Source organism: Rhodomicrobium sp. (assembly GCF_047605405.1).
GTDB classification, from domain to species: domain Bacteria; phylum Pseudomonadota; class Alphaproteobacteria; order Rhizobiales; family Rhodomicrobiaceae; genus Rhodomicrobium; species Rhodomicrobium lacus.
The window spans coordinates 82,687-108,439 of sequence record NZ_JASGFR010000005.1 but is presented as its reverse complement, the minus strand read 5'-3'; the positions used below and the strand labels follow the sequence as shown (position 1 = coordinate 108,439).

The following is a 25,753-nucleotide window of genomic DNA, read 5'->3' as shown; positions in this document are numbered from 1 at the left end:
AGCCCTTGGCTAAGTCCGAGGCGATCATCCCGAGGTTTGCGCGAGGGTCCGCGCAAATCCTCCGAACGCTATGGCAGCCTTATGAGCATCCCGTTGTGCCGCCGCAGGTATCGCACTTCAGACAAGTTCCGTTGCGAACGAGAGTGAAGTTGCCGCATGTGCCGCAGGCTTCGCCCTCGTAACCCTTCGCGCGCGCTTCCGCGAGCAAGTCGGCCTTACCGGGCCTTGCTGCGAGCGGTACCGTCTGATGGGAATGGTTCAACGCGGCACTTGCCCCATCGCGCGCGTTTACATCGAGAGAGCCCAGCGGAGACTTGTCTTCGTCTTCCGGACGCAAGGCATAAGCGAGGGCGCCATTTGTTTCATACGAACCGGCGCCACCGATTCGCTCATTCTTAGGCTGATCCTGAACTATGACAACTTTGTGGTGAAGTCCGCGTGTGAGACCCTTCGACACATAGCGATCCGCATAGATCACCGGATTGGTGGCAGCCGCCGCGGCGGCCTTCTGCCCCGGCCTGTCGTCCGCGACGCCGCCACCCATCACCGTCGCGCCGATCTGTGCCGGGTCGACATGGGCGAGGTCGTTGCGGCCGAGATAGGACACGGCGAGTTCGCGGAAGATGTAATCGAGGATCGACGTCGCGTTCTTGATCGCCTCGTTGCCCTGCACGAAGCCCGCCGGCTCAAAGCGCGTGAAGGTGAACGCCTCCACAAACTCGTCGAGCGGCACGCCATATTGCAGGCCGAGGCTGATCGCGATGGCGAAGTTGTTCATCAGGCTGCGGAACGCGGCGCCTTCCTTGTGCATGTCGATGAAGATTTCGCCGAGGCGTCCGTCCTCGAACTCGCCGGTGCGCAGGTACACCTTGTGACCGCCGACCACGGCTTTCTGCGTGTAGCCCTTGCGCCGGTTCGGCAGCTTCTCGCGCTCGACCTTCGTGCGGACGCGCTCGATGATGCGCTCGACGATGCGCTCGGCAACGATCTGCGCGCGACGGCCCTGCGGCGCGGCGGCCAGCGCTTCGGCCGCGTCCTCGGCATCCGCGTCGTTGTCGGTGAGAAGCTGCGCGGACAGCGGCTGCGAAAGCTTCGACCCGTCGCGATAGAGCGCATTGGCCTTCAGCGCCAGTTTCCACGACAGCATGTAGGCTTCGCGGCAATCGGCGATGCTGGCCGAGTTCGGCATGTTGATCGTCTTCGAGATCGCGCCGGAGATGAACGGCTGCGCCGCCGCCATCATGCGGATGTGACTCTGCCACGACAGCGCGCGCTTGCCCTTTTTTCCGCACGGGTTCGCGCAATCGAACACGGGCAGATGCTCAGGCTTGATGGCCGGAGCGCCTTCGAGGGTCATGGTGCCGCAAACATACTCGTTCGCCGCATCGATCTCCGCCCTCGGGAAGCCGATCGCTGCCAGCAGGTCGAAGCCGGGCGCGTCCATCTGCTCGTCGGTGAGCTTCAGCACGCCCTTGCAGAAATCGTCGCCGAGCGTCCACTTGTTAAAGACGAACTTGATGTCGAAGGCGCTCGCGAGGCCCGCCTCGACGGCGGCGATCTTCTCCGGCGTGAAGCCCTTCGCCGCGAGCGTCTTGTGGTTGATGTGGGGTGCCGTGGCGAGCGTGCCGCGTCCGACCGCATAGGCAATGATCGCGTCGATCTGCGTCTGCGTGTAGCCGAGGTTCCGCAGCGCTTCCGGCACGGCGCGGTTGATGATCTTGAAATAGCCGCCGCCGGCAAGCTTCTTGAACTTCACGAGAGCGAAGTCTGGCTCGATGCCCGTCGTGTCGCAGTCCATCACGAGGCCGATCGTGCCCGTCGGCGCGATGACCGACACCTGCGCGTTGCGGAAACCGTGCTTCTGCCCGAGCGAGATCACATCGTCCCACACTTCGCGGGCCACCGTGACGAGATCGGTCTGCGGGCAGACGTCGTCTTTCAGCGGCACGGGATTCGTGGAAAGCATCTCGTAGCCGTTGTCACGCCCATAGGCCGCGCGGCGATGGTTCTTCATCACGCGCAGCATATGGGCGGCGTTCGTGCCGTAACCGGCGAACGCGCCGAGTTCCTGCGCCATCTCGGCCGAGGTAGCGTAGCTGACGCCGGTCATCAACGCCGAAACCGCCGCCGCGAGCGCCCGACCTTCGTCCGAGTCGTAGCCGAGACCGGAGACCATGAGGAGGCCGCCGAGGTTCGCATAGCCGAGGCCGAGAGTGCGGAAGTCGAACGAGCGCTGCGCGATTTCCTTCGAGGGGAACTGCGCCATCGTCACGGAGATTTCGAGCACCACCGTCCACAAGCGGCAGGCATGCGCGAAGGCTTCGGTATCGACAAGGCGGCCGTCGGCGGCCTGCGGGCGGAACGAGAGCAGGTTCAGCGACGCGAGATTGCAGGCCGTGTCGTCAAGGAACATGTATTCGGAGCACGGATTGGACGCGCGGATCGGGCCGCTCGCAGGGCAGGTGTGCCAGTCGTTGATCGTGGTGTGGAACTGGATCCCCGGATCGGCGCTGGCCCATGCCGCTTCCGAGATCTGATCCATCAACGCGCGTGCCTTCAGCGTCTTCGCGGCCTTGCCCGTCGTGCGGGATGTCAGGTTCCAATCGCCGTCGACTTCCACGGCGCGCAGGAACGCATCGTCCACACGAACCGTGTTGTTCGAATTCTGGCCGCCGACGGTGCGATACGCTTCGCCTTCCCAATCCGTGTCGAAGCTCGGAAACTCGATGGACTTGAAGCCCTGCCGCGCGAAGTGGATGACGCGCTGGATGTAGGCATCGGGCACGAAGGCGGCGCGCGCCGCCTTGATCTCGCGCTTAAGCGCCACATTCTTGGACGGGTCGAAGCAGTCTTCGCCGTGGCCCTCGCAATTCACGCAGGCGCGCATGATGGCCGCGAGGTGCTTGGCGCACGCCTTCGAACCGGCGACGAGCGCCGCCACCTTCTGCTCTTCGAGCACCTTCCAGTTGATGAACGTCTCGATGTCCGGGTGGTCGGCGTCGACGATCACCATTTTTGCGGCGCGGCGCGTCGTGCCGCCGGACTTGATCGCCCCCGCCGCCTTGTCGCCGATCTTGAGGAAGCTCATCAGGCCGGAAGACTTGCCGCCGCCGGAAAGGCGCTCACCTTCGCTGCGAAGCTTCGAGAAGTTCGAGCCGGTGCCGGAGCCGTATTTGAAAAGGCGCGCCTCGCGTACCCACAAATCCATGATGCCGTTTTCGTTGACGAGATCGTCTTCGACGGACTGGATGAAGCAGGCATGCGGCTGCGGGTGCTCATAGGCGCTTTCGGAGCGCACGAGTTCGCCCGTCTGGAAATCCACGTAATAGTGACCCTGGCCGGGGCCGTCGATGCCGTAGGCCCAATGCAGGCCGGTGTTGAACCATTGCGGGCTGTTCGGCGCGGCCATCTGCATCGCGAGCATATAGCAAAGCTCGTCGTGGAACGTGCGGGCGTCCTCCTCCGACGAGAAATAGCCCCCCTTCCAGCCCCAGTATGTCCACGCGCCCACCATGCGGTCGAACACCTGACGCGCGTCCTTTTCGGGACCATAGCGCTCTGCCTCGGGCAGTTCGGCAAGCGCCTGCAGGTCGGGCACGGAGCGCCACAGCCACGAGGGAACGCTGTTTTCCTCGATGCGCTTCAGGCGCGCGGGCACGCCGGCCTTGCGGAAATATTTCTGCGCGATGATATCGGCGGCCACCTGGCTCCACTGTTCCGGCACGAAGAAGCCTTCGAGCTGGAAAATCATTTTTCCATCCGGATTTTTCAGTTCGCTCGTCGCCTGACGGAACCGAATCGTCTCGTAGGGAGACTGCCCGCTCGTAGTGAATCGCCGTTCGATCCGCATGGATTCTCCTGCCCGGCGCATCATTGCGCCTGCCCGCTTTGTTCAAAGTGATGTTTGGGACGCAGAACTCGAAGACGCACATAGAGCGCACCTCTGACAAAAGGGCGCACGCCAGCGCACCCGGAAATCGGGTGGCTGAAACAACCTGAATTGGAAGACTTGAGCCGACTGAGGATGAAATGCCGCCGCGCCCTCCTTGGAAGGGCGCTCCCCGCAGCGACACGTCCGAACGTAGTCGATTCGCACGCGTATGGCTGTCACTTCGCCGCAACATCGCACAAATGCTTGGGGGTGATGTTGACGGTGGCGCTATATGTTGTGTTGATCTTGTTCAAAAGCCCTGCGCGAGCGATAATTCCCTGTTGACAAGCGGGGGACAAGCTGTGGGCTGATTTGAGTCCGCCGCCGACTGTTCGGACGCCAAAATCGCGAGGCGCGCAGCGCGGCTGTTTGCCTGGGGCTTAGCAAGATGCGGAGGCAAAGGGCTCTGCGTCCAGCCGCACGCAGTCCGCCGAGCATTGCAGGCGCTGTTGCGCGCACAACCGTTCGAGAAGCCCTTTCTATCGGAGTGCCCGACGCGCCCCATGCAGGCCAGCCGCCGGACGCGAATGCGCATCACAGGAACGATACGTCGCCCATGCGAGGTCTTCCCATTATAAGGAAACGTTGGGAACGCCCGTCTTCAGGCCCTTGACGGCTCGATCACGCGCTGAAGCACAAGAAACGTCGCGCCGCGCCCCTCTCGCCGGGCCTTCTGCTCGTAGCGCGTCACGGGCCAGTCAGGCAGCGTATCGCGGTTCTCGGTCGTGAAAACCTGCGCGATGTCGAAAGCGGGATGGAGGCGCGCAGCTTCGATGGCAGCCTCGGCGTAATCATCGATGTCGGAGGCAAAACGGAATTCGGCGCCCGGCCGCAGCAGGGGCGCGAGTTCATCGAGAAGGTGCGCGGAAAACAGCCGCCGCTCGCGATGGCGCTTTTTGGGCCACGGGTCGGGGAACAACATGAAGGCGCGTGCCAGACTTTCCGGCGGCAGCGCCTGAAGCAGGGCAAGCACATCGTCCGCGTATAAACGGACGCGTTCGGAAAGCTCGCGCGCGACGAGGGCATCCATCGCCGCCACGACGCCATTCAGGTAGGGTTCGGCGCCGATCATCCCGACATGTGGATTGTTGGCGACCTGCCAGACGAGATGCTCGCCGCCGCCAAAGCCGATTTCGAGCCAGATGTCCCGCACGCTGTCGGGAAAAAGCCGTTTCAGAGCGACGGCGTCCAGCGGTGCGCTGACGTCGATCGAGCGGCTTTGCAGCGCGTCGGCAAGCAACGATGATTGCCGCAGAGAGAGCGTTCTGCCCTTTCTGCGGCCAAATGATCGAAGCCGTCTTTCGGAGGAATATGCTGCGCCGTCGGCATTCCCGCACGGCGCAGTCTCGCCTTTCGTCACGCTCAGCTCAGCGCGTCTTTCAGCGCGTCGACGAGGTCCAGCCGCTCCCAAGAGAAGCCACCGTCATCGGTCGGCGTGCGACCGAAGTGGCCGTAACTGGCAGTCCGCTGATAAATCGGGCGGCTGAGTTGCAGGCGCTCGCGGATGCCACGGGGGCTGAGGTCCACGATCTCGGCGATTACGGCTTCAAGCTTGCTTTCGTCCACGCTGCCCGTCCCATGAAGGTCGGTGTAGATGGACAGCGGCTTCGCCACGCCGATGGCGTAGGAAAGCTGAAGCGTGCACTTGTCGGCAAGACCCGCCGCGACGATATTCTTCGCCACCCAGCGCGCCGCGTAAGCAGCAGAGCGATCGACCTTCGTCGGATCCTTGCCGGAGAACGCGCCGCCGCCGTGCGGGGCTGCACCGCCGTAGGTGTCCACGATGATCTTGCGGCCGGTAAGACCGGTATCGCCATCGGGGCCACCGATCACGAAGCGTCCCGTCGGGTTAACGTAGAACTCTTCCTTCGGCGGGAACCAGCCTTGCGGCAGCACCTCGGCCACGATGTTGCCGACGATTTCGCGAATACGCTCCTGTGTCGCGTCTTCGGCGTGCTGCGTCGAAACGACGACAGAGGTCGCGCGCACCGGCTTGCCGTTTTCATAGTACAGAGAAACCTGGCTCTTGGCGTCGGGGCCAAGTTCTGGAAGCTGCCCGGACCGGCGCAGCTTCGAAATCTCGTACAGGATGCGATGCGAATAATAGATCGGCGCGGGCATGTAGCTTTCGGTTTCGCGCGTCGCGAAGCCGAACATGATACCCTGATCGCCGGCGCCCTCGTCCTTGTTGCCCGCAGCGTCGACGCCCTGGGCGATATCAGCGGATTGAGCGTGCACGTAGGAGACGATATCGGCGGTCCGCCAGTCGAATCCCTCCTGCTCGTAGCCGATGTCGCGGATCACGTTGCGCGCCGTCTCGATCAGCTTGTCGCTCGTGACGGAAGACGGCCCACGGACTTCGCCCGCCAGAACGACTCGGTTCGTGGTCGCGAGAGTCTCCAATGCCACCCGCGAATGCGGATCGGCGGCGAGGTAAAGATCGACAATCGCGTCCGAGATCTGGTCGCAGACCTTGTCAGGGTGCCCCTCGGATACCGATTCGCTTGTGAAATGATAGCTATTGCGAGACACTGCCTCGTTCCAATCCTTGCAAGATTTGCCTGGAATGCATGGCAACTCACCATGCTAGCCGAGATCGTTCCCAATCCCCGGCTGGCCTTCCTTAGCGTCCGGCTTTTCCTCTGACAAGGCCCTTACGAGATCTATGACGCGGCGCCGCACCTTCGGATCCTGTATTTTGGCAAACGCCTTGTTTAGTTCGAGACCTTCGCGAGAGTTGAGAAAATCGAGAAGAAAGCCCTCTTGCTCGGGCTCATGAAGGCCGTGATTTGCGCTTGCCGGCGTGCCATGAGAAAATGCGTCTTCAAAGAAATAGCCAACCGGCACTTCCAGAATTTTCGAAAGCTGGAAGAGGCGGCTTGCGCCGATCCGGTTCGTTCCCTTTTCGTATTTCTGAATCTGCTGGAAAGTGAGATTCATTTTCTCACCCAGCTTCTCCTGACTCATGCCGATGATCATGCGACGATATCGCACGCGGCTGCCGACATGAATATCCACCGGATTCGGCTTGCGCCCTGCGGTTTCATATATCTCGTCATTATCGGCCAATATTGACACCGAAGACTCGACCATGCCCATATTCCGCCCCATCTCTCTCCGCCATCTTTAAGTTGTGCGCACTCAGCCGTATGACCTATTCCCACTACCTAAAAGTTGTAGTTATGCGTGAACGAGCCGTCAAGCTTCTTCTTATCTGCTAACGGATCGTTTTGGAGACATCGCCAAGGCGTTCTTCTCTTAACCGCAAGAATCCTCAGTGAGTTCCGGAATTAAGAATCATCTGACTTTTGCGAGAGCGACCATAGCCAGATAAAATTGAAGCGTGAAGAAAAATAACGCAATAAACGACTGCATCCTCGTTTTTTGATAACAGGTTATCGGTAATGCATGGGGCAAGCTGTGGTCAATTGTCCCAGCTTTACCCAAATCTATTTTGTCCAAAATGCGGCCAAAAGGGTCGATGACCGCCGAAATTCCGGTATTGGCCACCCTGACAACCGGCAAGCCTTCTTCCACGGCGCGAATGCGTGCCAGATGGAGGTGTTGATATGGTCCGGTGGACTGTCCAAACCACGCATCGTTAGTAATATTGACCAGCCATTTCGGCCTTTCCGGCAGATTTCCCGTTCTTCCCGGAAAAATAATCTCGTAGCAGATCAGCGGCAGAAAAGGCGCCGCCTGCGGGGTTTCGATTGGCCGTGCCGGCCCCAACCCCGCCTCAAAACCGTCCAACCTATGGGAAAAAGCGGAAAAACCCGCCTTCATCAGAACGTCCCTGAAGGGCACATATTCACCGAATGGGACGAGGTGGATCTTGTCGTACACAGCCCTGATCTCAGCCCCTTTCCCCAACAAAAATAAGCTGTTGAAAGCTCGATCGAAGCGTGGACGACCGTCCGGTTCGCGGCTTCCCTCGGCACGTTCGGCGCCTATGATCAGTGAAGTCCCGTCTGGAATGAGCGCTGAAAGCGCATCGCGCACCTCGTCGCTGTATATCTGATCATTGAAGGCGAAAAGGACCGGCACGGACGATTCAGGCCAGATGACATGCGTGAACGCGGCGATGTCTTCACCGGACGTGCCGCTGCGGCTCAACTGAAGCGCGCGCTCGAAGATCCAGCGGCGATTTTCCGGTTTCCACTTTTCCTGCTGCGGAATATTCGGCTGAACGATGCGGATCCGCACTCCAGGCACGTCACCGACGCTCTGCTGAAGCCTTTGTGCGCCAACCGCATAGAACGCCGCGAGGGTCAGGGCCGCGACCAGAGCGGGGACGGGAAGCCTGTCGAAGCGTGCCCCCGGGGCCGCGATAAAGGCTGCCGGCGCAGAGAAGATGAAAAGCGCGGCGAGCGTCAGACCGTAAATGCCGATATAGGCCGCCATCTGCATCGGCGCATCGTCAGCGGCAAGCGCCTGCCCGAACAGGTTCCAGGGAAAACCGGTGAAGAAATATCCCCGCGCGGCCTCCACGCAGAAAAAAGCGAAAACGAACCCGATGATGCGCGCATAACCGCGTCGCCACATCGCCGCCGCGAGAACCCCCGCGACCGCATAGAACAGCCCGAGCGCCGCGCAAAGTCCGGCAACTGCGAACGGCATCAGGACCGCGTAACGTTGCGCGTCGACGTAGAACGCGAAGCCGATCCAGTAGATACCCGCGAGAAAATAGCCGAAGCCGAACGCCCAGCCGAGCAGCGCCGCGCTCTTGAGACGTTTCAGATAGTCTTCACGGCGCGTCGTCGCATCCTCGCGAAGCGCAACGGCATCGAGCACCCAGATCATCAACGGGAAGGTCAGGAACAGCACCGGCCAGAGATGAAACGGCGCCATGGCAAGCACAGACAGCGCGCCGGCGATAAAGGCGATCAGCGCCAGTTTCCAGGTCTTGAGACCGGCGATGGCCGTCGGCAGGGAGTCCATGAAGAACCTTGGTGGGAGAGTGTCGGCAGGCGACGCAGCATTAAGTGCTTGCAAATATCGAGCCCGTTCGCTGCTGACGAGATGGAATCGCAAAATGCGACTGCAAGGTTGGGGAAAGGTGGCGCGCATGCCGCTCGTCGGCCGTGCCAACCTGTTGAAAAATGAGCATCCCCCAGGCGGATAGATGGTCGGGCAGCCTAGCCACCCGACCATCGTCCATCAGCGAATCTTGACCAGATCGAATTGCGAGTAGCATTCGCGGCTCGGCAGATTGTCATGCCCGCTGAGAGCGTCGGAGAAAGCTTCCGTCAGGTTCACGCCCTCAGCCCTTGCGCGAACGCTCGCGAGAAGAACAGGCCGCTCATAGCTCGAGTCCGCGTCCTCTTTGGCCTTGCAGGCTTCCTTGTCGTATTGACCCAGATTGAGCGTCCAAAGCGGGATCGAGGCATCCGTCACCTTGGAAATCCATCCTGCAACCGTCTGAGCGCGTGCAAGCGCGCGCGCTTCCTCCGCCTCGCGGTCGCCTTCGCGGGAGGCCAGGCCAACGGCGATCAGGTCGAGCGCGCTGGCGAACGACTCCCTCACCTTCGGCGTGATGATGCGGTCGGCGGTTTCTTCTTCGGGGATCACGACATCGTTGGAAACGACTTCGACCGTGCTTCCCTTGACCCAGGTATAGTCGCTGGTGACGATGATATAATCGAAAGATGCCGAGCGCCCTTCCGCGTCCTTGCCGTCAATGCGGAAGAAATACGCATTCTCGACCCTTTCCTTGGGAGCACTCTTGTCAGAGACCGGTTGCGGAACGGCCGCTACGGGTTGTGGCGCAGGCGCGGCCTCCACCTTTTTTGCCGCCCGCTCGGCGTAAAGGATAGCGCCTTCGACCAGAGCGGCGAGAAACAGCAAGACCGCGAGGATCCAGAGCCAGATTCCGGCGCGCCGCTTCTTTTCTTCCCTGGGTTTCTCCCCATCTCCCGCGAGAGGAGGCTGCGCCGAGCCGGGATTAACGTTTTTTGCAAGAATATCGGTCATTGAAATGCTCCCCTGAATCTCGGGACAAGGCCCGACGCGCCGCAGTGTGGCATGCCACGTCGAGTGCAATTTTATTATGACGAGATTTCGTCAAATTCGCTTCATCATCCTTCACGCCTGCTAAAGACCTCTCGCCGAAATTGGCACTCACCACTTGACAGTGCTAACAGTTCCGCTCTATCTCTTCGGCAGGGTGAACGCGAGCGAATATGCCGCACCCACACATTCACCATCCAGATTTGTCGTCTGAGGAGGATACACATGTCAGTGAAATTCCGGCCCCTGCATGACCGCGTCGTCGTGCGCCGTCTCGAAGAAGAAGAGCGCACCAAAGGCGGCATCATCATTCCGGACACGGCGAAGGAAAAGCCTCAGCAAGGCGAAGTGATCGCCGTTGGCCCCGGCGCCCGTAACGAAGAAGGCAAGCTCGTTGCTCTCGACGTGAAGGAAGGCGACCGTGTCCTGTTCGGCAAGTGGTCCGGCACCGAAGTCAAGATCGACGGCGAAGACCTTCTGATCATGAAGGAAAGCGACATCCTCGGCATCCTCGAGGGTCACGACGGCGGCAAGAAGAAGAAATCCTAAACGCCGATACCTCTCTAATTCCCAAGTTTCACACTCAATTCGAAGGGTCATGAACAATGGCTGCTAAAGAAGTACGTTTTGGCCAGGACGCCCGTGATCGCCTGCTCCGTGGCGTGGACATTCTCGCCGACGCCGTGAAAGTTACGCTCGGCCCGAAAGGCCGCAACGTCGTGATCGACAAGTCCTTCGGCGCTCCGCGCATCACGAAGGACGGCGTGACCGTCGCGAAGGAAATCGAGCTTGAAGACAAGTTCGAAAACATGGGCGCGCAGATGGTGCGCGAAGTCGCTTCCAAGACCAACGACATCGCTGGCGACGGCACGACCACCGCGACCGTTTTGGCTCAGGCCATCGTGAAGGAAGGCGCGAAGTCCGTCGCCGCCGGCGCGAACCCGATGGACCTCAAGCGCGGCGTCGACCTCGCGGTCGCAGCTGTCGTGAAGGATCTCCAGAGCAAGGCGAAGAAGGTCACCTCTTCCTCCGAAGTCGCGCAGGTCGGCACGATCTCCGCGAACGGCGACGCCGAAGTCGGCTCCAAGATCGCCGAAGCGATGGAGAAGGTCGGCAACGAAGGCGTCATCACGGTTGAAGAGAGCAAGTCGCTCGATTTCGAACTCGAAGTCGTGGAAGGCATGCAGTTCGACCGCGGCTATATCTCGCCGTACTTCATCACCGACGCAGAGAAGATGCGCGTCGATCTCGACGATCCGTTCATCCTGATCTACGAGAAGAAGCTCTCCAATCTTCAGCCGCTGCTGCCGGTTCTCGAAGCCGTCGTCCAGTCGGCCCGTCCGCTCCTGATCATCGCTGAAGACGTCGAAGGCGAGGCTCTGGCCACGCTCGTCGTCAACAAGCTGCGCGGCGGCCTCAAGGTTGCGGCCGTGAAGGCTCCTGGCTTCGGCGACCGCCGCAAGGCCATGCTGCAGGACATCGCCGTTCTGACCGGCGGCCAGCTCATCTCCGAAGACCTCGGCATCAAGCTTGAGAACGTCAACGTTGCCATGCTCGGCCGCGCCAAGAAGATCACCATCACGAAGGACGACACGACCATCGTCGATGGCTCCGGCGACCAGAAGGAGATCGAGGCCCGCATCAACCAGATCAAGGCCCAGATCGAAGACACCACTTCCGACTACGACCGTGAGAAGCTCCAGGAGCGTCTTGCGAAGCTCGCGGGCGGCGTCGCGGTGATCCGCGTCGGCGGCGCGACGGAAGTCGAAGTGAAGGAAAAGAAGGACCGCGTCGACGACGCCCTCAACGCGACCCGCGCGGCCGTGGAAGAAGGCTTCCTGCCGGGCGGCGGCGTTGCTCTGCTCCGTGCGATCTCCGCGCTTGAAGGCCTCAAGGGCGAGAACGAAGACCAGAAGGCGGGCATCAACATCGTCCGTCGCGCGATCCAGACCCCGATCCGCACCATTGCAACGAACGCGGGCGAAGACGGCGCGGTTATCGCCGGCAAGGTTCTTGAAAACAAGGAGTACAGCTTCGGCTACAACGCCGCGACCGGGGAATATACGAACCTCGTCGCCGCTGGCGTCATCGATCCGGTGAAGGTGGTTCGCATCGCGCTTCAGGACGCCGCTTCCGTGGCGGGCCTCCTGATCACGACCGAAGCCATGATCGCCGAGAAGCCGAAGAAGGACGCTCCGCTTCCGGCGATGCCGGGCGGTGGCATGGACTACTAAGTCCTCGCCAGAGCGGCCGAAACACGAAGCCCGCGACGCAAGTCGCGGGTTTTTTCAAACCGAGAGTGTAAAAGTTACCTTTTCCAACCCAACTTAGGATTCTGATTAGTGAAGATTAGACTCCTCCCTAAATATATTTGGGTCGCTATTGGGGCCATATTCGGCATAATGACCTATTTTAACACCTTTGTTGAGTTCTTTAGAAATACCCAAGCGCTTCGCGCATCTTTTCAGACCCGAGAAATTGTTCGTTCAGCGGATGGGTGGAAACCACACATTGAGGAAAGAAGGCCCCGTCCTTAGGGATCACTTTTGCTTCTCGGTTGCTTTGCTTTCCACGCGCGGCGCTCAGGCTCACGCGGCAGGAAGCAGGATATGCCCCCGTGCAGCCGGACGATGCGCAGCCTCCTATCTCGGACCATAATCAAAGCGCCCTCGACTGGCTGAATTTCCTGCTCGCGGATGTCAAGGACGGTCTCGGGCCGTTCCTTGCGATCTATCTCACATCGAGCCAGCAGTGGGACGCGGGCAGCGCGGGCCTGGTCCTGACCATCGGCGGCCTGGCGACCGTTCTCGCGCGCAGCCCGGCGGGCGCGCTCGTGGACGCCATCGCCTGGAAGCGCTCCCTGATTGTCGTCGGCGTGGCCATCGTCGCAGTCGCGTCGCTCGCGATGTCGGCCAACCCGACATTCTGGACGGTCGCGGTCGGCCAAGCTTTCATCGGCATTTCCGACGCGATCCTCCCCCTCGCCGTTACCGCGATCAGCCTCGGTATCGTAGGGCGCAAGGCTTTCGCACGCCGCGTAGGGCGAAACGAGGCGTGGAGCCACGGAGGCAACGTCACGGCGGCCATCCTCGCCGGAGCGGCGGGATATTTCATCGCGCAGGTCGCCATGCTCTGGACCGTCGCGCTGCTCGCGGCGCTTTGCGCGGTGGCGGTTTATCGGATCGATGACAGCGCCATCGACAACGACGTGGCACGCGGCGAGGAGAAACACGGGCAAACGCCCGAAGCGGTCGGCATGCTCCTGCGCAACAGGCCGCTGTTGTGGTTCACCGCCGCGATCACGCTGTTCCATTTCGCGAACGCGGCCATGCTGCCGCTCGCGGGCGAGAAGCTCAGCGTCGGCAAACCGGACGAAAGCCCGCTTTTCATGGCGTCCTGCGTCGTCACCGCTCAACTCGTGATGATCCCGATGGCGATCCTTGTCGGACACCGCGCGGATGCGTGGGGCCGCAAGCCCCTGTTTCTGTGTGCCTTCGCAGTCTTGCCGTTACGTGGGCTTTTGTTCGCTCTCGCTGACAACCCGTGGGCCATCGTCGCCATTCAAATCCTCGACGGGATCGGCGCGGGCATTTTCGGCGCGTTGTTTTATATCGTCGTGGCGGATTTCACACGCGGCACCGGCCGCTTCAACCTCGCGCTCGGCGCGGCGGGGGCGAGTTGGGGTCTTGGCGCGGCGTTGAGCAACGCCGTCGCGGGGCAGATCGTCAACAGCCTCGGATTTTCCGCGGCGTTCTATTTTCTGGCCGCGTGCGCGCTCGGGGCGTTCGCCATTTTCGCAGTCGCAGTCCCCGAGTCGCGAGATTATGAGGCGGCAAGCCCGGAAGGACGGGAATTGACGGCGACATCTTGAGCGCCACCGTCAGGTGTTTTATCAATGCGCGGCAAGCGTGATCGAAGGCGACGCGTTCAGCACCGCCGTACAAGCCGGCGGAAGCTGCGCCACAGTGATGCCGGGCTTCGACTTCGCGGCTGGCGCGGATGCCACCGTCGGCTTCGGCGCGACCGGAACCACCGGTTTCGAGAGTTGCGCGATCCACTTGTCGAGCCCCCCGCCACAGCCGTCGCCGGCGGGCAGAGGCGGCTGATTGCGGCACCCATCATCGCCAGCGGGGCAGGCGAGCCGGACATGGAAGTGCGCATCGTGGCCCATGATGGGCTGGATCTTGTGCAGGAAGCCGCGATCGTCCTTCACGTTATCGCACATCCATTTCTTGATCGCGGGATTGACGAAGACGCGCGTCACTTCCGGGTAGGACACCGCGCGCCGAAGCAACTTTATGTGGTCCGGCGTCCACATCTGCTCATTGACATGAACGGGATCGAGAAGAACGCTCTCCATCTTCACCTGTTCGCGCTCGTCGGCGGCAAGCGTGCGGTCGGGCATCGGCTTGTACCAGATGTCGACATCGAGACCGACCTGATGGCTCGCGTGACCGAACGGCATCGGGCCGCCGCGCGGCATCGACATGTCGCCGATCAGGAGGCCCGGCCATCCGTCCTTCGCCTTCGCATCCCTGGCAAACTTTTCGATGAAGGTCACGAGCACGGGATTGCCCCAGTGGCGGTTGCGCGAAAGCCGCATGCCCTGCCAGACGGGGCCATTGTCGGCAAGCTGTTCCGCACCGGCGAGGCAGCCCTTCGCATAGAACCCGATGGATCGCGTTTCCATCTTGGCGGGTTCGCGGACCGCGCCGAAGAGCAGCTTCGCGGGCGTCGTCTTCAAGACTTTCGGAGCAATTGCCCCGGTGCCGGGGATCGGAACCGGCGCCGCGGCGGGAGTGGCGCCCGCGGTCAGTCTGACCCCGGGAGCCGAGGCGGTCGCGGCCATGTCCTTTGGAGGATTCGGCGCGTTCGCAACGGCGGGGGCGGTCTGAACGGCGGAGGAAGATGGGGCGATTTCAGGCTGTGGCAGCGCCGCTGGCGCGTCCGTCGTCGCCCCGGCCTGACGCAATTCCGATGGCGTCGCCTGCGCCGTGACAACGCGCTTGGGCGTGCCGCGACGGGGGTTATAGGCTGTCGCTTTCGGGGCGTCAGAGGAAGCCATCAAGCCCGCGAGAGCGTCCGCACCGCCGGAAGCAACCGTCACCGCCAGCGCGACACTCGTAACAAGCGACGCGTTGAGGAGAATATTTCGCGCATTCATTCAAAGTCTCCCCGCCTGATCGTCCCGCTTCCTACGGGTGAGCAGCCGATCATCAAAGACCAGACGCCGTGGCTGTGTCAGCGCGCGACGCTCCCGACTGCCCTTTTCGACTGTTATTCAGACGATAAAACAGATAACGGGTTGAATTGTAGCGGAAAGGCTTCACCGTTTCGTTGCCGAAACCTTAAACAGCGTTAACCTCAACGTGTGCGTCAGGCGTCCGCTCGCGATTTGAGTGCATGCCCCGCGAGCGTCTTGCCGAGCGACCAGGCCGCGCCCGGCACCTTGTGGGCGGCGGCGATGGTCGCATCGAACGAGTCCTCGATCCACGTGCAATCGTCGTCGGAGAGCGTGAGCGCGGGCAGCAGCTTCACAATATTCATGCCGTGACCCGCGACCTGGCAAAGGATCTTGTGCTCCTTGAACATCGGGATCGTGATCATCTGGCTGAAGAGACCCTTGTTCGCCGCCTCCAGCGCGTGCCACGACATGCGCAACGCGAAAGACTTCGGCTCGCCGAACTCGATGCCGATCATGAGCCCCTTGCCGCGCACGTCCTTCATCAGCTCGTAGCGGCCGATCATCGAGCGGAACGAGGCCGTGAGCCGCTCACCCTTTGCGGCGGCGTTCTCGATAACCCCGTCTTCTTCGAGGATTGAAAGCGTCGCGAGAGCGGCCGCCATCGCCATGTCGTTCTTGGCGAAGGTGGAGCCGTGGACCACCGCGCGGTCCATGCGGTTGAACAGCTTGTCGAAGATCCACTTGCGCGTCAGCACCGCGCCAACCGGCACATGGCCGCCCGAAAGCGCCTTGGCGACGAGCACGAGATCCGGCTCGATGCCCGGCCAGTGATCGATGGCGAAGAACTTGCCTGTGCGGCCGACGCCGGTCTGGATTTCATCGGCGACGAAAAGCGTGCCGTACTTCCTGCAAAGCTCCTGAACCCCTTTCAGATAGCCGTCGTCGGGGACGTGAACGCCCTTGCCCTGGATCGGCTCGACGAAGAAGCCCGCGATTTTCTTGGTCTTCAGCGCGTCTTCCAACGCATTGAGGTCGTTGAACGGCACTTCCACCGTGTCGGTGAGGAAGCCTTCGAAGCCCTTGCGGAAGATCTGGTCGCCATTGAGCGAGAGCGAGCCGTAGGACAGGCCGTGGAACGCATGGCTGCAATGGGCGAGACCCGCACGGCCCGTGGCGGCGCGCACGAACTTGATGGCAGCTTCAACGCTCTCCGTGCCGGAATTGGCGAAGAATGCCTTCTCCAGCCACGGCGCCCGCGCGAGAAGGCGCTCTGCCACGACGCCGGCAAGCGGCGACACGTCCATCTGCACGAGATTTGGAAATTCGCTGTCGAGCACCTGCCGCAGCGCATCGTGGACCTTCGGATTGTTGCGCCCGAGCGCGAAAACGCCCCAGCCCGACAGGAGATCGAGATATTTGTCGCCCGCGCGGTCCCACAAATAGGGGCCTTGCCCGCGCACGAAGCCGACATCGTAGCCGATCGTCTTGAGGACGCGCACCATCTGCTCGTTCAGGTGCCGCGTATGGAGCGCATAGCGCCCCGCCTCGTTCTCCGCGAAAAGCGATTTGATATCGATGCTCATGCCATTCAGCTCCTCGGCAGTGGTCGCGGAATGCGCGCCCGACCGTATCTTGAATTGTTGCGGGGATAGCATGCGATGCCAACCGAACGCAAAATTTGTTCTCAACCGCAGAATTTCCACATTGGGGGCACATGAGGCACGCACGCAACAGATTGGAGTTAAAATTCATGAAGGCATTTCATCTCGCAGCGATCGCGGGCCTGCTCATCGCCGGTCCCGCTTTTGCCCAGCCGAAACCCGCTGCTCCGAAACCTGCCCCGGCGGCACCGGCCGCGCCCGCGGCTCCGTCCGTTCTGGGCGAATGGCTTGTCGAGGACGGCACCGCTCAAGTGCGAGTCGTATCCTGTGCGGACGGCGTCTGGGGCATCATCTCGTGGACGAAGGGCGAGCCCGGCGTCGATAGCAAGAACCCCGACCCGGCGAAGCAGACGCGATCCGTGCTCGGCATGCCGATCCTTCTCGGCATGAAGCCCTCGGCAGACAAGCCGGGCCGCTTCGATGGCGAAGTCTACAACGCCGAGGAAGGCGAGAATTACATCTCGCACATCAGCCTTTCGAGCCCGGACGTGCTGCGCATCGAAGGCTGCGTGCTCGGCGGGTGGATCTGCGGCGGGCAGGACTGGAGTCGCGTGAAGACCCCGCCGCAGAAAGGCGCTCTGACCGATCAGGCCGTGTGCTCCGAACTTCCGAGATAGGCGGCGGGACGCTTCGGTTCCGTCTTCTTCCCTTCCGTTTCTTCCTCTTCCACCTTTCGCGGCGGCCCCATCAGCAGCGGTTGAAACAACACCGCTGCCGCCATCGTCGACATGAGCGACAGGGCCAGCAGCTCACCCATGCTCGAAGTGCCGGGGTGCTTCGAAAGGTAGAGGCTTCCAAATGCCACCGCCGTCGTCATGCCGCTGAAGAACACAGCGCGCGTGAGCGGCGAGGCAAGGAGGCCGCTTTTCCCGTCGCGCCACGCGATGATGTAGTAGATCTTGAACGCGACGCCGACGCCGAGCAAAAGCGGCAGCGCTATGATGTTCGCGAAGTTCAGCGGCAGGTCGAGGATCACGCACAGTTCCAGCGTGACCGCGCAGGCCAGCAGCAGCGGGAACAGCGTGAGCGCCACGTCTCTCACCCGTCTCAGGAAGATGAAAAGCAGGATCGAGATCGAAGTCAGCGCCCAGAAGCCCGCTTCGAGGAACGCGTTGACGATGGTGTCGCCCGCTTCCTGAATGCCGATGGCTTCGCCGGTCGCATTCGGTGCAACCGCCGTTACCTCGTCGACGAAGCGGCGCAGAACGTCGTTGTTTTCCGAGTCGCCGCTCGGCGAAACCGAGATGCGCACGCGGCCATCTGCCGTTTTCCAGTCGGAAACAAGGTGAGGCGGCAGCGTGGCGAGCGTTACCGTTCCGGGGTCGAAGCTCGCCCTGAGCGTGTTCAGCGTGATGTTGAGCGGATCAACCAGCGCCGCGGTCGCGCGCGCTCGCGCTTCGGGCGAAGCCTTGGAGAGTGCGGCAAGCGCCTCCGACAGCCGCTTTGCCGCCTCGACGCCCTCTTTCTGGCCGCGCACCCGAGAGATGATCACGCTGAGGAGATTCGACGTTCCTTCCAGCTTCTCGGCGATTTCCGCATCGGTCGGCGCGGCCTGAACGGCCTTCGGCTTGAGCACGGTTTCGAGCGTCACGGCCGTCTGTGCGATCAACGCGCGCTTCTGGTCCTGATTTTCGGGGATGAACGAACTCAGCGTCGTGGTGCGCGCCACCTCGGGCAGCGCCGCAATCTTTTTCGCGAGCGCATCCGCCTCGGCCTGGGACGGCGTAAGCACCTCAATGGTGCGACCCGCGGTTTCCGGATCTTTCTTGAGGTCGAGATACGTTGCAACCGATTCCACCTTCGGGCTGCGGAGGTTCATCGGATTGAAATCGAACCGCAGCCAGTTGAGAAGCGGCAAACCTGCAAGCACGACGCATAACGTACCGATGAGGATCGGCATGCGGTTCCGGTCCATGAAGTCGTCGACGGGCTTCAGGAACGCATAGCCGAGCGGATGCGGCTCAGCCGGCGGGTTCAGCAACCGCAGCATCGCGGGAAGCACGGTAATGCTCGTCAGGAACGCGACGATCATGCCCATACCGGCGACGAGGCCAAGTTCCGAAAGCCCCTTGTAGGCCGTGGGCGTGAAGGCGAGGAACCCCGCCGCCGTCGCCATGGCCGCCAGAGCGAGGCGGCTACCGAGATGCGAGGCGTTTTGCGTGAGCGCGCCCCGCAGGTCGTCCTTTTCAAAGCGCTCCGCACGATAACCGACACTGAACTGCAATCCGAAATCGACGCCTATCCCCACGAACAGCACGAAGAACGCGACGGAGATCGGATTGAACGAGCCTACCGCAGCCAGCCCCAGCGCGGCCGTTATCGCAAGCCCCACGATCAGCGACACGAACACGGCGAAGATGATCCGCCCCGAATGCAGCGCGAGCCAGAGTATGACAAGCACGGACACGATCGTGAGCGTTCCGTGCATGCCCGCGTCTTCCTTGAGGGTGCCGAACTCCTCGTCGGAGATCGGAACCGGCCCGGTCAGACGCACGGTGACGCCCTGATCGGGCAAACCGAGTTCGGCCGCCGTCTTGCGGATGGCGTCGGAAGCCTCAAGGCCCGGCTGGAGATCGTTGAAATCCAGAACCGGCACGATCTCGATAAGCTGCCGCTTTTCACTCGTCTTCGATGCCTGCCCGCTCAGCATCTCACGCCAGCTGAAGTGGGCAGGACGCCCGGCAGTGGCGTTCTCGATTGCCGCCGCCATCGAATTGAATTGCGGCGCAACGCTGTTCAGCGTGACCTGACGCCCCTGCACGCCTTGCGTTGTCAGCGTGATCGCGCCCATCACGCCGCGAAGGCTGGGATCGGCGGCAAGCGGTTCGAGCAACGGTTTCGCGCGCGTCAGCTGCCCAAGCGCATCCTTGAGTTCGCTTTCGGAAAGGAAAAGAAGGCCGTTCTTCTGGAAGAAGGGGCCGCCGGTAAGCTGCTGCACGCTCCTGATGAGACTCTTCTCTTCCGAAAGCCGTTGCGCAAGTCGTTGCGCGGCCTGATCGGCGAGTTCCGGCGTAGGGCCGTCCACCACCGCGACGATGGCGGACTCGACTTTCGGAAATGCCTTCGCGAACGCAACCTCGCGCTGCCGCCAGGGAAGTTCAGTCGAGATGAGCTTGCTGATATCCGTGTTGATCGCAAAATGCGCGGCGAAATAATAACCGGATATGATCGTGACGACGAGCGCTGCGGCCAGTACTCGCCAGGGATGGCGCGAACAGATATCGACGGTCTTTACTATGGGCTCTTTGAGCATTTCCTACCGTATTTGGATTAGTGCAACCGACACTTTCATCGCCGCGAACAATGCAGATATGTCCACGCTTGGCAACCGGAAAGAGTGATCGCGCGACGGATTGCAACCTGAGTTAAGACTTGGAGCGGGCCACCATTCCAAGACGGCACTTTTCTGAAATGGGATTTTAGAAAGCCAATCCAAGGCTCGTCCCCTCTCCGCTTTTTACCGGGCCGATGACCCTCATTGCTGCTATTTCGCGCATCTGTTGCAAATGAGGCACGATCACGCAGCTTCGTGTAAACGAACCTTGCATAGGTGTTAAGAGGGAGAATGTTTTTGCGGCTTCCCGGTTCGGGGAATTGAATTTCGATCGCCTTTTCCGATCGGCCGGAACTATCGCCAAAACGGCACGCCAGTCATGACTTTCGCGGTGACCATCGCTAAAGCCATGGAATGCCGTGATTTTTTTGGGCATGGTTTCGAAACCGTCAAGAAATAGGCGATTTTTGCGATAAGTCCTTACACTCCAGCTTTTGTTCATGCCTGTCTTGCGGTGCTAGAAGCCCCTGCAAAGAACGGGGAATCAGAGAGGAAACCCGGCATGAGCGATCTCGTAAACGAGGAAGCCGCGGTTTTTGGCGCAGGCGAGTTGAACAGGGTCCGCCCCGCATTGCGGCGCGACGCACCGGAAAGCGGCGTCCTTTACCGCGTCCCTTCGCGCGAATTTGCGCCGGAGGCTCGCACGGCACGCGGAGCCGACAGCGTCAGCGTGGCGACTTACGCGGAAATCGACGCGTCCGGCGGATGGGACCAGGCGTTCAGCGGCCAATACAAGGACGGCCGCTATTACAGGATCGTGCAGGAAACCCTTCATCCGGAGCACAGCTACCGCTATTTCGTGCTGCGCGATCAAGCGGGGCGGCAGAGGGCCATCCAGCCGTTTTTTGTCCTCGATCAGGATATTCTGGCGGGCGCGAGCGGCGCGATCACAGCCGCTGTGGACCGGGTCCGGCAGCGGTTCCCGAAGTTTCTGACCCTTCGCACGCTGATGATCGGTTGCGTGGCGGGCGAGGGCCATCTCGACAATCACGAGGCTTTCGCCGACCCCAAGACGTGCTCGCTCCTTGCAAAGGCCGCTCTGGAAGAGGCGAAGAAGGAACGCGCGGGCCTCATCGTCTTCAAGGAATTTCCGTCCGCCTATCGGGACGTCCTCGGCCATCTGAAGAACGATGGCTTTATCTGCTTGCCAAGCCTGCCAATGGCGAGCCTCAGCACCGCTCACAAGGATTTCGACGCCTACATGGCCGCATCGCTCAGCCGCGCGACCCGCAAGGATCTTCGCCGCAAGTTCAAGGCCGCGCAGTCCGCCGGGCTGACGATGTCGGTCGTGGAAGACATCACGCCATTCGTCGACGAGATCTATCCGCTTTATCTCAACGTCTACAATCGCTCGAAGCTGCATTTCGAGAAGCTGACGAAGGACTATCTCTGCGCGCTCGGCCAGCGCATGCCAGATCGCACGCGTTTCTTTGTTTGGCGTCAGGGCGACCGCATCGTCGCGTTCAATCTGTGCATGGTGCACAACGAGGCGATCTACGACCAGTATATCGGCCTCGATTATGAGGTGGCGCTCGATCTGCACCTCTACCACTACACCATTCGCGACATCATGAGCTGGGCGATGGCAAACGGCTACAAGCGCTACATCAGCAACGGACTGAACTACGATCCGAAGCATCATCTGCGCATGCAACTCGACCCGCTCGACCTCTACGCGCGGCATCGCTCGCCGATCATCAACGCAGCCTTGAAGGTTGTGCTGCCTTATCTGGAACCGACCAAGTACGATCCGCACCTGAAAAAGTTCGCGAATTATTCCGATCTGCGGGCCTGAATCGCCGTGCGGTAGTCGGACGCGGCACGACGCTGTGAGCCGGGCGTCGATCCGCTTCTCCGCATCAAATCGGTCCGATTTGATGCGTGTCACCGAAAGATCGGGGCGGCGCGGCCGGACGGGGCGCAAGGCCGGCCGCCGCCGCGTCAGTTCCGGATGAAGTCCGCGATCAGGCGCGGCGTGCTCTCGCTGAAGCCGATGATATCGAGCATGCCGCCATCGTTGGTGTCGGCGATGGCGAAACCGGCCGATGCCACACCCGCGATAACGAGCTTCGCCGGGATGCCGGACCGGGAGCGATACTCGCGCAGCGCGAGCGCCGGATGCACCGATTTCACGCGCACCTCGCTGTCGGTGTAGACGACGAAAGCATCGACCTTGAGGTCGTTTTCAAGGGCGTACAGCATCGGCAACGCGCAATCCACGGAGTCGGACGCGTAGTTCGCGATTTCGCGCAAGGCCTCGGGCAGCCGCATCGTGGCGTCGATATTCACCGGCAGAAGCCGCTGCTCGTCCAGCCCGCTCGGCACGGTGAAGGCGGCGACGTGGCATTCCCGCTCGACCGACGCCGAGACGAGCGCCATCGCCGCCACCGCGTCGCGCGCGCTCAGCCCCGTTCCGACGACGTGGCTCGCCCCCATCGAATAGGAGCCGTCGACGGCGATCAGGAGCCGCTTGCCGGTCGTGTCCGAATTCGCAAAAGCCGCGTGGAAGGCCGCTTCAAGCGCGTCCTCGACCTGCGGCAGCGGCTCCCAGTTCAGCTTTTCCGCGTTGTCGTGTCCTTTGCGGTAGTCGTCCAGCGCCAGAAGGAAAGCGAACGGGTGAAGATGCGATTGCCAGACCCGAGTGATGTCACGCAGCGACGGCATGATGAGGTTCAGCCCCTCGCCGGTGGATTTCAGCACGCCTGTCGCGGTGAGGCGGCCAAGCTCGCGCAGCAGCGTCTTGACGGGCATGCGCTCCACGACAGCGCGCAGCACTTTCTCGTCGCGCCGCCAATGCTTCGGAACCGTCTCGATGGGGAGATCGTGGGCCGCTATCAGCGCCGCCGCCTCGTCCGCCGTCTTCGCATGCTGCAACGCGACATAGCCTTTCACCACGGATGGCAGGGCCGGGCTTGCCCTTTCGGTCGCGACCCATTCATAAAGCGCCTTTCGCGCGGGGTCCGCCGCAAGCGGCTGCGAAAGCCGGATGAGATCGCGATGCGTCCACCCGCCCCGCTGACGGCTGGTCACGACCTGCCGCGCGAGATCGTCCGTCCGCTGCTCGGCATACCAAAGCGCGACCGCCCGCTTCACCGTTGGATCGAACCCGCGCAGGCTCTGTGCCGCCTCGGCAAACTGGAAAAGATGTTCCGTCGTCCGGCATACCCTCGGCAGGGCGGCGATGGCGGCGCGCTTCACGGCCGCGTTGCCGTGAACGGCAGCGAGCGCCAGCGCGAAGACAGCGGGCGCGTTCGACGGCGCGCGCGAGGTGAGGCTTTTTTCCTCTATTGTCGAAACGGCATGCACGCCGCCGACTTCAAGCGAGCGGAGCACCGAAGGGATATGCTCGGCGTTGAGCGCCCGCTCGCGCGCCACATAACGCCCGTTCTCCGAACCGAGGATCAGGAACCGCTCGAACCGCGACCAGTCGCTCATCGGAAACGGCAGCGCAACGGTGTCCACGACGCGCGGCTTGATACGGCGCAGCAAAAACTTCCTGTAATCGAACATGGTCGGCCCACCTCGAGCGAAAAAGGATTGCTTGCTCCTGTCCTAGAAAAAAATCGAGGCGCGCGGGCGAGCAATGTGGTGCGGCGAATCGGCTCGCTTTCAGCTTGATCATGCAATTCAAGGGAAAAACGGCGATGCGGGACGTTTTTCCACGCCGAGCCACGCGCCGCCCAGACCGCGATGTGATGACGGGGGGCCTACTCCGGTTGCCCGGTCGCTCCTCCGACCCGCCGCATCAGATAGGTGTCCATGATCCAGCCGTGCCTTTCGCGCGCCTCGGCGCGCAGACGCTCGATCTCGCCGCGCACCTCCGAAAGCCGCCCGGCGACGAGAATTTCATCCTTCGTGCCGAGATAGGCGCCCCAATAGATGTCGACCGTCTCCGGCTCCGGCACGCGCGTGAAGCTCACCGTGCCATCGAGCATGACGACGACGCTGCCCGGATGACGCGGAAAGTCCTCATCGAGCCGCCGCCCCGTGGTGATGAGCACCGGTTCGGCGATGCGGTTCAGCGGGATCTTGTGCTGCGCGGCGAGCGCCTGAATGGCGCCGATGCCGGGGATCACCTCGTGCTCGAACGCGACGCCCTTAGCGAGCAGGCTGTCGAGAAGGCGCAGCGTGCTGTCGTATACCGCCGGATCGCCCCAGACGAGGAACGCGCCCGTTTCGTCCGGCCCCAGTGCCTCCGCGAACAGCCGCTCGTAACTCGCTTCGATGGCGGCGTGCCAGTCCGCCACGTTCGCACGATAATCCTGCGTTTCTGCCCGGCGCGGGATCGGCACGACGACTTCGCGAAAACGCGGCTCGCGGATGAAACGCGCGCACACCTCCTCGCGGAACCGGCGCAGCGCGGCCTTTTCCGTGCCCTTGTCCGGGATGAAGAACACGTCGGCGCGGTTGAGCGCTTCGATGGCCTGCACAGTGAGGTAATCCGGGTTTCCGGCCCCGATGCCGATGACGAGGATCTTTCGCATCGTGTGCTGGCTCAGCTTTCGTTCTGTTCGAGCGACGCGATCAGGCCGCCGATCACGGACCAATAGGCCTGTCCCAGCGACGGCACGCGCCGCAGGATGCCCCGTGCCCAGATCGCCTTGCGTCCGAGTTGTTTCGCGAGCTGGAAATCGACGCTGCCCGGCGGGTCCGCGAGATCCACGACAAGAGCGTGATCGGGCAGGCTGCCGAGTTCGCGCGCGTCGACGACCGGGCCGTTGATGGTCGAGAAGATCGCGTCGAACTTCGGCGACTGAACCGGCAATTCAGAGAGCGGGAGCACGGCGACGCCGGGAAAGACATCGTCCAGACCGCGCTCGCTCGTTGCAAGATGCACCCGCGCGCCCGCGTCCAGCAGCCGAAGGATGAGGAGATCCGGGATACGCTCGCCCGCGATGACGCACACAACGGAACCCTGAAGGCGACTTCCGGCTTTTTCCACGCGGCTGAAAAGCTCGTCGATCGCCTCCCCGGCGGCGTCGAGGATCGGCCGCAGCAGGTCTTCATAGCTGTGAACGGTCAGCCCGAGGGCGGCGGCATGGCGGGTGAGTGCCGCGTCGGCGCGTGGCGCGATCAGGCGCGCGCCTGCGCTCATGCCGCCGAGCGCAGAGCCGTAGGCGCGTTCCGGCGCAAAGCTCGCATTCGTGTTTGCCTGCGCGGATCGCCCCGGCGCGAAGACCGGCAGGATCGCATAGCGCGCGCCCTTCACGACCGAAGCCGGATCGGCATGGGCCGCGACGGTGCGAAGCTTCGGTTCGAGCGGGGCGCCGAGAACGTTGACCTTCGCGCCAGCCGTGGCGGCGATCCTGGCGATGGCGCGGTCGAGCGGCTGCGTGCCGAGGAAGCCGATTGTGACGCTTGCCCATTCCGGCGCGATCACCGTGTGTGGCGTGGTGTATACGGTATTCCGGCAGCCGCCCGCGTTGTCATATTCGCCTTCCCAGTCCGAATCCATGCGGCCCATGGTTGGAAAGCCCGAGGGCGATCCCAAGCGGGGGCGAGGCACGCGCTGCGAGGGCGACGGCGCACCGGGCTTGCGGCGAACGCGGATCGTTCGCGGCGCGATGAGGCGCGCGATCCTTTCGAAGCTGCGCGACCAGAAATCAGAAGACACGATGCTTCCCGATGGGTTC

General features: G+C 62.1%; 18 protein-coding genes. 5 read left to right on the top strand and 13 right to left on the bottom strand.

Annotation, left to right across the window (positions count from 1 at the left end):
* Nucleotides 1-79: 79 nt before the first annotated feature.
* The 6 genes from QM659_RS03610 to QM659_RS03585 form a co-directional block, all read right to left on the bottom strand.
* On the bottom strand, nucleotides 80-3,850 hold the full coding sequence (locus QM659_RS03610; RefSeq protein ID WP_415187400.1) for a vitamin B12-dependent ribonucleotide reductase: 3,771 nt from the start codon (nucleotides 3,848-3,850) through the stop codon (nucleotides 80-82).
* 682 nt (nucleotides 3,851-4,532) lie between these two features.
* On the bottom strand, nucleotides 4,533-5,171 hold the full coding sequence (gene trmB / locus QM659_RS03605) for a tRNA (guanine(46)-N(7))-methyltransferase TrmB (protein WP_415187399.1): 639 nt from the start codon (nucleotides 5,169-5,171) through the stop codon (nucleotides 4,533-4,535).
* Between the two features lie 122 nt (nucleotides 5,172-5,293).
* Entirely contained in the window at nucleotides 5,294-6,463 is a 1,170-nt protein-coding gene (metK, locus tag QM659_RS03600; RefSeq protein ID WP_127079076.1) for a methionine adenosyltransferase, read from the bottom strand.
* A 54-nt stretch (nucleotides 6,464-6,517) separates the two neighbouring features.
* Complete coding sequence (locus QM659_RS03595; RefSeq protein WP_303488098.1) at nucleotides 6,518-7,024, bottom strand: helix-turn-helix domain-containing protein; 507 nt, start codon at nucleotides 7,022-7,024, stop codon at nucleotides 6,518-6,520.
* Between the two features lie 204 nt (nucleotides 7,025-7,228).
* Entirely contained in the window at nucleotides 7,229-8,872 is a 1,644-nt protein-coding gene (gene lnt, locus QM659_RS03590) for an apolipoprotein N-acyltransferase (protein WP_415187398.1), read from the bottom strand.
* A 219-nt stretch (nucleotides 8,873-9,091) separates the two neighbouring features.
* A complete protein-coding gene (locus tag QM659_RS03585) occupies nucleotides 9,092-9,904 on the bottom strand; it encodes a hypothetical protein (protein ID WP_415187397.1) in 813 nt (270 codons plus the stop codon).
* Nucleotides 9,905-10,171: 267 nt separating this feature from the next.
* Between QM659_RS03585 and groES the strand changes: the two genes are divergently transcribed.
* From groES to QM659_RS03570, 3 genes are all read left to right on the top strand, one after another.
* Complete coding sequence (groES, locus tag QM659_RS03580; RefSeq protein WP_127079815.1) at nucleotides 10,172-10,489, top strand: co-chaperone GroES; 318 nt, start codon at nucleotides 10,172-10,174, stop codon at nucleotides 10,487-10,489.
* Nucleotides 10,490-10,545: 56 nt separating this feature from the next.
* On the top strand, nucleotides 10,546-12,174 hold the full coding sequence (gene groL, locus QM659_RS03575) for a chaperonin GroEL (protein ID WP_415187396.1): 1,629 nt from the start codon (nucleotides 10,546-10,548) through the stop codon (nucleotides 12,172-12,174).
* A gap of 383 nt (nucleotides 12,175-12,557) precedes the next feature.
* Entirely contained in the window at nucleotides 12,558-13,811 is a 1,254-nt protein-coding gene (locus QM659_RS03570) for an MFS transporter (RefSeq protein WP_415187395.1), read from the top strand.
* Between the two features lie 21 nt (nucleotides 13,812-13,832).
* Here the strand turns inward: QM659_RS03570 and mepA are convergent, their stop codons facing one another.
* Both mepA and QM659_RS03560 read right to left on the bottom strand, forming a co-directional pair.
* On the bottom strand, nucleotides 13,833-15,104 hold the full coding sequence (gene mepA / locus QM659_RS03565) for a penicillin-insensitive murein endopeptidase (protein WP_415187394.1): 1,272 nt from the start codon (nucleotides 15,102-15,104) through the stop codon (nucleotides 13,833-13,835).
* Between the two features lie 212 nt (nucleotides 15,105-15,316).
* On the bottom strand, nucleotides 15,317-16,708 hold the full coding sequence (locus QM659_RS03560; protein ID WP_415187393.1) for an aspartate aminotransferase family protein: 1,392 nt from the start codon (nucleotides 16,706-16,708) through the stop codon (nucleotides 15,317-15,319).
* A 167-nt stretch (nucleotides 16,709-16,875) separates the two neighbouring features.
* Between QM659_RS03560 and QM659_RS03555 the strand changes: the two genes are divergently transcribed.
* A complete protein-coding gene (locus tag QM659_RS03555) occupies nucleotides 16,876-17,403 on the top strand; it encodes a DUF2147 domain-containing protein (RefSeq protein ID WP_303483363.1) in 528 nt (175 codons plus the stop codon).
* On the opposite strand, the gene QM659_RS03550 is transcribed toward QM659_RS03555, so the two are convergent.
* On the bottom strand, nucleotides 17,373-20,039 hold the full coding sequence (locus QM659_RS03550; protein ID WP_415187392.1) for an MMPL family transporter: 2,667 nt from the start codon (nucleotides 20,037-20,039) through the stop codon (nucleotides 17,373-17,375). The genes QM659_RS03555 and QM659_RS03550 overlap by 31 nt on opposite strands.
* Before the next feature lie 166 nt (nucleotides 20,040-20,205).
* Nucleotides 20,206-20,562 carry a hypothetical protein gene (locus QM659_RS03545; RefSeq protein ID WP_415187391.1) on the bottom strand — a complete coding sequence of 119 codons (357 nt, stop codon included), beginning with the start codon at nucleotides 20,560-20,562 and terminating at the stop codon, nucleotides 20,206-20,208.
* A gap of 60 nt (nucleotides 20,563-20,622) precedes the next feature.
* Between QM659_RS03545 and QM659_RS03540 the strand changes: the two genes are divergently transcribed.
* Nucleotides 20,623-21,915 (top strand): GNAT family N-acetyltransferase, encoded by a 1,293-nt coding sequence (locus QM659_RS03540; protein WP_415187390.1) that lies wholly within the window; start codon nucleotides 20,623-20,625, stop codon nucleotides 21,913-21,915.
* A gap of 146 nt (nucleotides 21,916-22,061) precedes the next feature.
* Here the strand turns inward: QM659_RS03540 and QM659_RS03535 are convergent, their stop codons facing one another.
* The 3 genes from QM659_RS03535 to QM659_RS03525 all read right to left on the bottom strand — a co-directional run bounded on the left by QM659_RS03535 (nucleotide 22,062) and on the right by QM659_RS03525 (nucleotide 25,734).
* Nucleotides 22,062-23,630, bottom strand: coding sequence for a TROVE domain-containing protein (locus tag QM659_RS03535; protein ID WP_415187389.1), 1,569 nt, complete (start codon nucleotides 23,628-23,630; stop codon nucleotides 22,062-22,064).
* A 197-nt stretch (nucleotides 23,631-23,827) separates the two neighbouring features.
* Nucleotides 23,828-24,604 (bottom strand): precorrin-6A synthase (deacetylating), encoded by a 777-nt coding sequence (gene cobF / locus QM659_RS03530; protein WP_415187388.1) that lies wholly within the window; start codon nucleotides 24,602-24,604, stop codon nucleotides 23,828-23,830.
* Between the two features lie 11 nt (nucleotides 24,605-24,615).
* On the bottom strand, nucleotides 24,616-25,734 hold the full coding sequence (locus tag QM659_RS03525) for a hypothetical protein (protein ID WP_415187387.1): 1,119 nt from the start codon (nucleotides 25,732-25,734) through the stop codon (nucleotides 24,616-24,618).
* Nucleotides 25,735-25,753 lie beyond the last annotated feature (19 nt).

Excerpts from the sequence above, each read along its gene's own strand:
- QM659_RS03610 (WP_415187400.1), bottom strand. The coding sequence starts at position 3,850 with ATGCGGATCGAACGGCGATTCACTACGAGCGGGCAGTCTCCCTACGAG.
- QM659_RS03595 (WP_303488098.1), bottom strand. The coding sequence starts at position 7,024 with ATGGTCGAGTCTTCGGTGTCAATATTGGCCGATAATGACGAGATATAT.
- lnt (WP_415187398.1), bottom strand. The coding sequence starts at position 8,872 with ATGGACTCCCTGCCGACGGCCATCGCCGGTCTCAAGACCTGGAAACTG.
- QM659_RS03585 (WP_415187397.1), bottom strand. The coding sequence starts at position 9,904 with ATGACCGATATTCTTGCAAAAAACGTTAATCCCGGCTCGGCGCAGCCT.
- groL (WP_415187396.1), top strand. The coding sequence starts at position 10,546 with ATGGCTGCTAAAGAAGTACGTTTTGGCCAGGACGCCCGTGATCGCCTG.
- mepA (WP_415187394.1), bottom strand. The coding sequence starts at position 15,104 with ATGAATGCGCGAAATATTCTCCTCAACGCGTCGCTTGTTACGAGTGTC.
- QM659_RS03560 (WP_415187393.1), bottom strand. The coding sequence starts at position 16,708 with ATGAGCATCGATATCAAATCGCTTTTCGCGGAGAACGAGGCGGGGCGC.
- QM659_RS03555 (WP_303483363.1), top strand. The coding sequence starts at position 16,876 with ATGAAGGCATTTCATCTCGCAGCGATCGCGGGCCTGCTCATCGCCGGT.
- QM659_RS03550 (WP_415187392.1), bottom strand. The coding sequence starts at position 20,039 with ATGCTCAAAGAGCCCATAGTAAAGACCGTCGATATCTGTTCGCGCCAT.
- QM659_RS03545 (WP_415187391.1), bottom strand. The coding sequence starts at position 20,562 with ATGAACAAAAGCTGGAGTGTAAGGACTTATCGCAAAAATCGCCTATTT.
- QM659_RS03540 (WP_415187390.1), top strand. The coding sequence starts at position 20,623 with ATGAGCGATCTCGTAAACGAGGAAGCCGCGGTTTTTGGCGCAGGCGAG.
- QM659_RS03535 (WP_415187389.1), bottom strand. The coding sequence starts at position 23,630 with ATGTTCGATTACAGGAAGTTTTTGCTGCGCCGTATCAAGCCGCGCGTC.
- cobF (WP_415187388.1), bottom strand. The coding sequence starts at position 24,604 with ATGCGAAAGATCCTCGTCATCGGCATCGGGGCCGGAAACCCGGATTAC.